The organism is Acidimicrobiales bacterium (genome assembly GCA_036273495.1).
In the GTDB taxonomy this organism is placed as follows: domain Bacteria; phylum Actinomycetota; class Acidimicrobiia; order Acidimicrobiales; family JAJPHE01; genus DASSEU01.
On record DASUHN010000073.1, the window covers coordinates 1 to 6,587 of the forward strand.

The window sequence follows — 6,587 nt, forward strand, 5'->3', positions numbered from 1 at the left end:
GCCCACTCGGCCGGGTGCCGGCCCGGATAGCCGGTCTGGAAGGCCTTGTAGGCCTCGGTGCCGGCCTGGGGCGGGAACTGGATCCCGCCCGCCACGGCGTGGCTCCACGCCGTCTGGTTGTAGTCGCGGCTCACCGGATCCCCGAAGCTGGCCGTGAAGATCTCGGGGTAGTAGCCCTGCTGTTGCTGGGCGTTGGTCAACAGGATCGGGAAGATCGGGTCACAGGCGCACAGGACGGTGGTGACGCCCTTGGCCCGCATCTGGGCCACCGCCTGGGCGGCCTCGGTCTCGTACTCGGCGATGTTGATGGAGTAGGCCACGACGGGCTGCACGGTCAGACCGCACTGGCTGGCGACCTCCTGCTCGTACTGGTGGACCTCGGCGGTGTACTCGGGGTTCTCCGGGTAGATGGCGCCGAAGGCCCGGTTGCGCAGGGTGTCGGCCTGGTTGCCGGAGAAGATGGCGTGCATCCCCGCCAGCCGCCGGCACACGACCGCCGCCGACTCGGTGATCGCCACCGAGCCCTCCGGCCCCTGGACCGAGAACTCGTACGGCGCGTACTGCTCGAACCACGAATGCGGCTCGGCCACGGCGCTGAAGCTGATGACGTGCTGGGCGGCGAGGTCCTGCTCGTACGCCTGCGATGACTCGAGCGAGAAGGTGACGTCCCCGAAGGCCCCCAGGTCGCGGGCCGTGACCGCGTCGGCCTGGGCGGCGGCCAGGTCCTGACCCTGGTCCTCGTTGATGTAGTCCCCCTGGCCGTTGTACGGCTTGAGCACCACCTTGCGGCCGTACAGCTCGAACTGGGTGTTGAAGAAGTTGACGTAGGACTGCAGGTCGGAGACGTAGGCCTGGTCGTTGATGTTGGCCGCCCCGGCCAGCGCGTCGATGGCCTGCTGCTGGGCCGAGTTCGGCAGCCGGTAGGCGAGGGTGATGGTGGACCCGGTGACGCCCTGCCCGGTGGCCCCGCCGTTGTTGCCGTGGAAGGCGGGGACGCAGGTGGGCGCGTAACGGGACCAGGGGAACTGGCGCACGCCGGGGCCGCACCTGACCCCGGTCCTGGTGACCCCGGCCGTGCCCGATCCCGCCGCCGGGACCACCGCAGCCGCGCCCGGGGCCGCGCCTCCCGGGGCCGCGGAGGCCGCGCCTCCCCCGGCCAGCGCCCCGGCGCCGAGGGCTGCACCCGCGCCGGTGTCCGCCGGTGCCGGCCCGGCGCCACCACCAGCCGGGGCCGACCCGGGCCCGGTCTGCTGCCCGGCGCTCCCTCCGGCCACGGTTCCCGTGCCGGCCGGCTGGGACGAGGGTGACACCGTGGGCACCAGGACCACGATCAGCAGCAGGACCCCGAGGAGCACCGCCGCCGGGACGTAGCGGCGGGCGACCCGCCCCAGATAGCGCCGGACGACCGCCTCGATCTCGGCGGCGGAGCCCGGCTCGACGGAGGGACCGCTCAAGCAGCCAGCATTCCCGCCCGGACCAGCCGGCGCAGCTGCCCGCCCACCACGGCGCCGACGAGATCGACGGGGCGGCCCAGCTCGACGAAGGCGTGGAACGGCATCAGGCCCCGGCCGGCGAAGCCGCTGCGCGCCATGCGGGCCGCCATGTCCAGGGCAGCCAGGCCGGAGCGGAGGCGCCGCACCGGGTCCCCGTCCAGGTAGTCGCGCAGGGCGCCGGCGGCCATGGCCTCGTGGCCGGCCTCGTCCTCGAGCACCTCGTCGATGAACGCGGCCGTGTCGGCGTCGGCCACCCGGCGCAGCCAGCGGAGGAGGTCGTCGGCGATCCCTTCCCCGAGGTAGGACGAGACGGCCTCGGCCAACTCGTCGGCGGGGGCGGCGGCGTGGTAGCGGTCCAACTGGCCCCGGTACGGAGCCATGGCCCGCTCGGGATCGGCGCCCAGGGCCTCCAGCCGGCGCACGAATCCCTTGTGATGGCGCAGCTCCTCGGCCGCCACCTGCCGGTAGGCACGGCGCTCGGCGTCGTCGGTGGCAGCCCCGGCGCGTGCCCGGGCTCCCTCGTACGCCTTGAGCTCCCCGTAGGCGACGGCTCCGAGGACCTGGACCAGCGCCCGGTGACGTGACATGCCCTCACCCCCTTCCCCAATTGTGGCCTGACGACCCGGATGTAATTGTGGCCTGCCGACCCGGACGGGTCCGGGACCGGCGGGCCCGACCTATCCGAGCTCGGCCAGCAACCGGCCGATGTCGACCAGGTCGGCGGCGGACAGCTTCCAGCGCGCCGCCTCGACGTTGGCCTTCACCTGCTCGGGACGGGTGGCGCCGGCGATGACCGTGGCGACCGGGTCGTGGGCCAGGAGCCAGGCGAAGGCCAGGTCGAGGATCGAGTGGCCCCGCGCCTCGGCCCACGCCGTGAGGGCGTCGACCCGGTCGAAGTTCTTGTCGGTGAGCTGGCGCTCCGAGAACCCCGATCCCCACGCCTGCATGCGGGTCCCCTCGGGCGGCGCCTCCCCCCGCCGGTACTTGCCGGTGAGCAGCCCGCTGCCGAGCGGGAAGTACGGGAGGAAGGCCAGGCCCAGCTCGGCGCATGCCGGCAGCAGGTCGTCGGCCGCCCGCCGCCGGAGGAGGGACAGCTCGTTCTGGGCGCTGACGAAGCGGGCCCGGCCCTGCTTGGCGCTGATGCCGTCGGCCTGCCTCAGCTGGTCGGCATCGAAGTTGGAGTTCCCGATCTCGAGGACCTTGCCGGCGCGTACCAGGCCGTCGAGCGCCTCGAGGGTCTCCTCCAGCGGGACGTCCTTGTCGGGATAGTGCTGCTGGTAGAGATCGATGCGGTCGGTGCCGAGCCGGCGGAGGCTGTTCTCGACCTCCTCGACGATCCACCGGGCGCTGGCGCCGCGGTGGGAGGGGTCGTCGTCGACCGGGCTGGCGAACTTGGTGGCGATGATCACCTCGTCCCGCCGCTCGGCCAGGGCCCGGCCGAGGAACTGCTCGGAACGGGTCCCGCCGTAGCTGTCGGACGTGTCGAAGAGGTTGATCCCGGCGTCGAGGGCGGCGTGGACCACGTCCCGGCTCTGGTCCTCGTCGATGCGCATCCCGAAGTTGTTGCATCCCAGGCCGACGAGGCTCACCTCGAACGAGCCCAGACGACGCGTCTCCATGTCGGCCACTACGACCCCTCTCTGCTCGTCGTCAGCCGGTTGTCGGGGTCCGGCGGGTCAGGCGGTGGCGGCGCGCGCCATCTCCTGCAGCTCCTGGCGGCGCTCGTCGCTCAGCTTGTCGATCTCGTCGATCTCGTCCTCGGTGAAGCCGGCCATGCGGCGGAACTCCTCGGCCAGCCGGATGGGGCTGTCCTGGTCCTTCCCCCGCCCACCGCCGAGGCTGAACAGCTTGTCAACGGTGCGCTGGAACTCGAGGGCCCGGGTGCGCCGCTCGGGATCGTCGGCGGTGAGCGCCCGCAGCCAGTCCGAGCCCATCTTCACGTGCGTGACCTCGTCGGCCAGCATCCAGTCCTCGCAGAAGCCGAGCACCGGGTCACCGGACAACCCGGCAAAGTCCTTCATCGTGTTGAACACGTCGATGGCCAGGCCCTCCAGGGCCCGGTTGACGCCGGTGAGCCGCAGCACCGGGTCGGGGCTGCACGCCGCCTGGTAGAGGAAGCGGGACTCGGCGAACTCCCCGATCGAGGTCCCCATCCACTCGGTGAGCTTCACCGAGATCTCGACGTGGCGCGACTCGTCCCAGCACTGGCGGGCCATGTCCAGCTTGAGGGCGTACGGGGCCTCGGCGTCCTCGAAGTCCCAGCACGTGCGGCCGGCGCCCTCCAGGGCCTGGATCTCCCCCATGAAGATCCCGTGCATCAGCGCCCGGGAGCGCTCCGGCGCGTCGGGGTCCTCGGGGCCGAGCCGGCCGACCCGCTGGTAGTTGCCGGTGGACATCCCGAGGCGCGGGTCGGTGAGGCGCTGCTGCATGTCCACCTCGACGAAGCGGTCGTCGCGAGCCAGGGCGCTGGCCGGCAGAACGTCTTTCACTACGGGACCTCCCCATCCGTCGTAGCCGTCGCTCCACCCAGACTACGCCCGCCGGGTCCCCCGCACCCCGGGCGCCGTCGATAATGCCCCCGTGCCCCCCACCGCGCCCCCGCGCTCGCTGCGGCGGCAGCGGGCGGTCATCGCCGGGGTGGCCGTGCTCCTGGTCGGGGCGGGGATCGGGGTCCCCCTGGCCCGGCACCTCACCCGGGCCGCGCTGGTGGCCCCGGACCGCATCGCCTCGTACCAGGTGACCTACCGGGTCCGGAACCTGGCCGCCGGAGGCGCCGGGGTCGTCTCCTGGGAGCGGCTGACCGTGCGCCGGCCCTTCTACTCCGCCGACGTCACCTACCACAGCCGTCCCGGGCCGGGCGTGGCCGCCCTGGCGGCCACCGTGTTCACCAAGGACGCCCTCTACGACGTCCAGGGCGCAACGGTGCACCCGGTGTCCGGGAGACAGCCCGGCCCGCCGGGGATCGACCAGGACCTCGCCACCCAGCTTCCCGAGCTCGAGGCCCGCGGCCTGGTCCGGCCTCAGGACCGGACCGTGACCGTCGCCGGCCGCACCTGTCGGGTGTACCGCTTCTCGGGGCCCCCGAGTGGGGCGGTGGGACGGTTCAGCGGGTCGGACCACGACGACATCTGCCTGGACGCCGAGGGCATCGAGCTCGGGGAGGACTGGACCTACCACGGCCGCCTGGTGGAGGACCGCCAGGCGGTGGAGGTCGACACCGGGCCGGTGTCCGACCCCGTGTCCGCCGCCAGCCTGCGGGCGGCCGGAAGCGTCCGGCCGGGCATCGGGGCCCCGGTGGCCCAGCCCGACCCCGGCGCCTCGACGTTCCTGCCCGCCCCGCCCCTGCCCGCCGGCTTCGCCCGGGCGGGCGTCGAGCGCTTCGCCGAGCCGGACCCGCAGAACCCGCAGGTCGTGCTGGCCACGTCGGTCGTGTGGGCCTTCACGGCCGCCGCCGACGTGGTCACCGTCGAGGCCGGCCGGGGCGCCCCGGGCCAGCTGCCGTGGGACTCCGAGTCCACGCAGACCGGTGCGGTGACCCTGACCGGGCTGGGGGCGGCCACGACCGCCATCCGGTCCGACGGCGCCGAGGTCCGGGTGGACGCCGGCGGGGGCCGGTGGGTGCGGATCCGGGGGACGGTGCCGGTGTCGGGTCTGGTCGCCTACGCCGACATGCTGTCGGCCCCGGCGCCCGGCTGACGCCCGAACCGGCTCGACAGCGGGCGGATGCGCCCCCCGAGGACCCCGAAGCCCTCGGAGTACAGAACGAGGACGATCAGCAGGGCGGCAAAGCCGAGGATCTTCCCGGTCGGGCTGGAGTGACCCGCCGGGCCCGTCCCCGGCGGAGGGGGCAGGTTCCCCGCCAGCGCCCCCCGGGAGCCGGCGGCCGGGGCGGCGGGAGCCGGCGCGGCCTGGGCCGATGAGGACGCGGTGGGCGACGGCGTCGTGGGGGCCGGCAGGGCCGGAAGGCTCGATCCGCTGTCGGTCGGGGTGAGGGGCACGCCCTGGTCGGGCGGCGTGCCCGGAGCTCCCGAGGGGCCGGACGCCCCACCGGGCGAACCGGAAGGCGCCGGGGCCGTCTGCGCCGCCGGGGCCGGGGCCGGTGCACCGGCACCGGGCGGGGCGGGCCGGGCCGCCAGCGACGACGCCCCGGGAGGGTCGATCACCATCTGGAACGGCAGGGCGCCGGAGGCCGGGAGGACCGCCACGTTGAACGAGCCGTCCGGCTCGGCCTGGCCCGCCCCCAGGCTGAAGGTGACGGAGGACCCGCTGGAGGCCACCTGGCCGGTGACCGACCGGCTGCAGTCGTAGGCCGGGGGAGAGCCGGTCTGGCCCCCGCCCGCCTTCCAGCTCGCGCTGGCCGATCTGACCGGGCACGCCTGCACCTGGGCCGGCCCGAACGACGAGTTGCCGTCCACGGCCAGGGTCAGGTTGGCGCCGCTCGTCGGAACGGCCCCCGGGGCGTAGGCGAGCGCGGCCAGCGCCATCGGCCCGGTGGCCCCCTCCGAGACCGCCAGCTGGCCCGAGGTCATCGAGACGGGGAAGAAGCCGGCCGGGGCCGTGTTCCACCAGGCGGTGCGGACCGGGGCGGCGGCGGCAGCCGGGACGGCCGGACCCGCCACACCGGCGGCCGCCACTGCCGTGACGAGGGTGGTGCCGAACACGGCCAGCCGGGCGGACGGCCACCGGCGCCTCCGGAGCGTCATCGCGGGGCCTTCAGGACGTCGGGGAGGCTTCCTCCGAGGTAGGACTCGACCACGTGCGGGTCCTCGAGAACCTCCCGGGGCGTCCCGTAGGCGATGACCTGACCGAGCTCGAGGCCGACCATGTTGTCGGCCAGGTTGCTGATCAGGGGCATGTCGTGCTCGATGATCAGGACGCTGCAGTCCAGCTGGTCACGGATGCGGAGCAGGAGCGGCCCGAGGGCTTCGGTCTCGCGCTGGGCTATCCCCGACGACGGCTCGTCGAGGAGGAGGATCGAGGGGCGGTGGGCCAGCATGCACGCCAGCTCCACGATCCGGCGCGACCCCGTCGACAGCTCGGATATGAACTTGTTGCGGAACGAGTGCAGCCCCATCAGGTCGATGAGCTCGTCGA

General features: G+C 73.9%; 7 protein-coding genes. 1 reads left to right on the forward strand and 6 read right to left on the reverse strand.

All coding sequences use genetic code 11. From position 1 onward, the window contains the following. The 4 genes from VFW24_02790 to VFW24_02805 form a co-directional block, all read right to left on the reverse strand. Positions 1–1,454, reverse strand: a 1,454-nt coding sequence (locus VFW24_02790) for a hypothetical protein (GenBank protein HEX5265675.1), incomplete at its 3' end; no start/stop codon positions are given. Continuing rightward, positions 1,451–2,080 (reverse strand): ferritin-like domain-containing protein, encoded by a 630-nt coding sequence (locus VFW24_02795; protein ID HEX5265676.1) that lies wholly within the window; start codon positions 2,078–2,080, stop codon positions 1,451–1,453. The genes VFW24_02790 and VFW24_02795, both read right to left, overlap by 4 nt. Positions 2,081–2,170: 90 nt before the next feature. Next, on the reverse strand, positions 2,171–3,112 hold the full coding sequence (locus VFW24_02800; GenBank protein HEX5265677.1) for an aldo/keto reductase: 942 nt from the start codon (positions 3,110–3,112) through the stop codon (positions 2,171–2,173). 57 nt (positions 3,113–3,169) lie between these two features. Next, complete coding sequence (locus VFW24_02805) at positions 3,170–3,982, reverse strand: DUF455 family protein (protein ID HEX5265678.1); 813 nt, start codon at positions 3,980–3,982, stop codon at positions 3,170–3,172. Between the two features lie 91 nt (positions 3,983–4,073). Here VFW24_02805 and VFW24_02810 point away from each other — a divergent pair, with 91 nt between their 5' ends. Then, complete coding sequence (locus VFW24_02810; protein ID HEX5265679.1) at positions 4,074–5,189, forward strand: hypothetical protein; 1,116 nt, start codon at positions 4,074–4,076, stop codon at positions 5,187–5,189. Here the strand turns inward: VFW24_02810 and VFW24_02815 are convergent. Beyond that, complete coding sequence (locus VFW24_02815) at positions 5,153–6,196, reverse strand: hypothetical protein (GenBank protein HEX5265680.1); 1,044 nt, start codon at positions 6,194–6,196, stop codon at positions 5,153–5,155. The genes VFW24_02810 and VFW24_02815 overlap by 37 nt on opposite strands. Continuing rightward, positions 6,193–6,587, reverse strand: a 395-nt coding sequence (locus VFW24_02820; GenBank protein ID HEX5265681.1) for an ATP-binding cassette domain-containing protein, incomplete at its 5' end; no start/stop codon positions are given. The genes VFW24_02820 and VFW24_02815, both read right to left, overlap by 4 nt.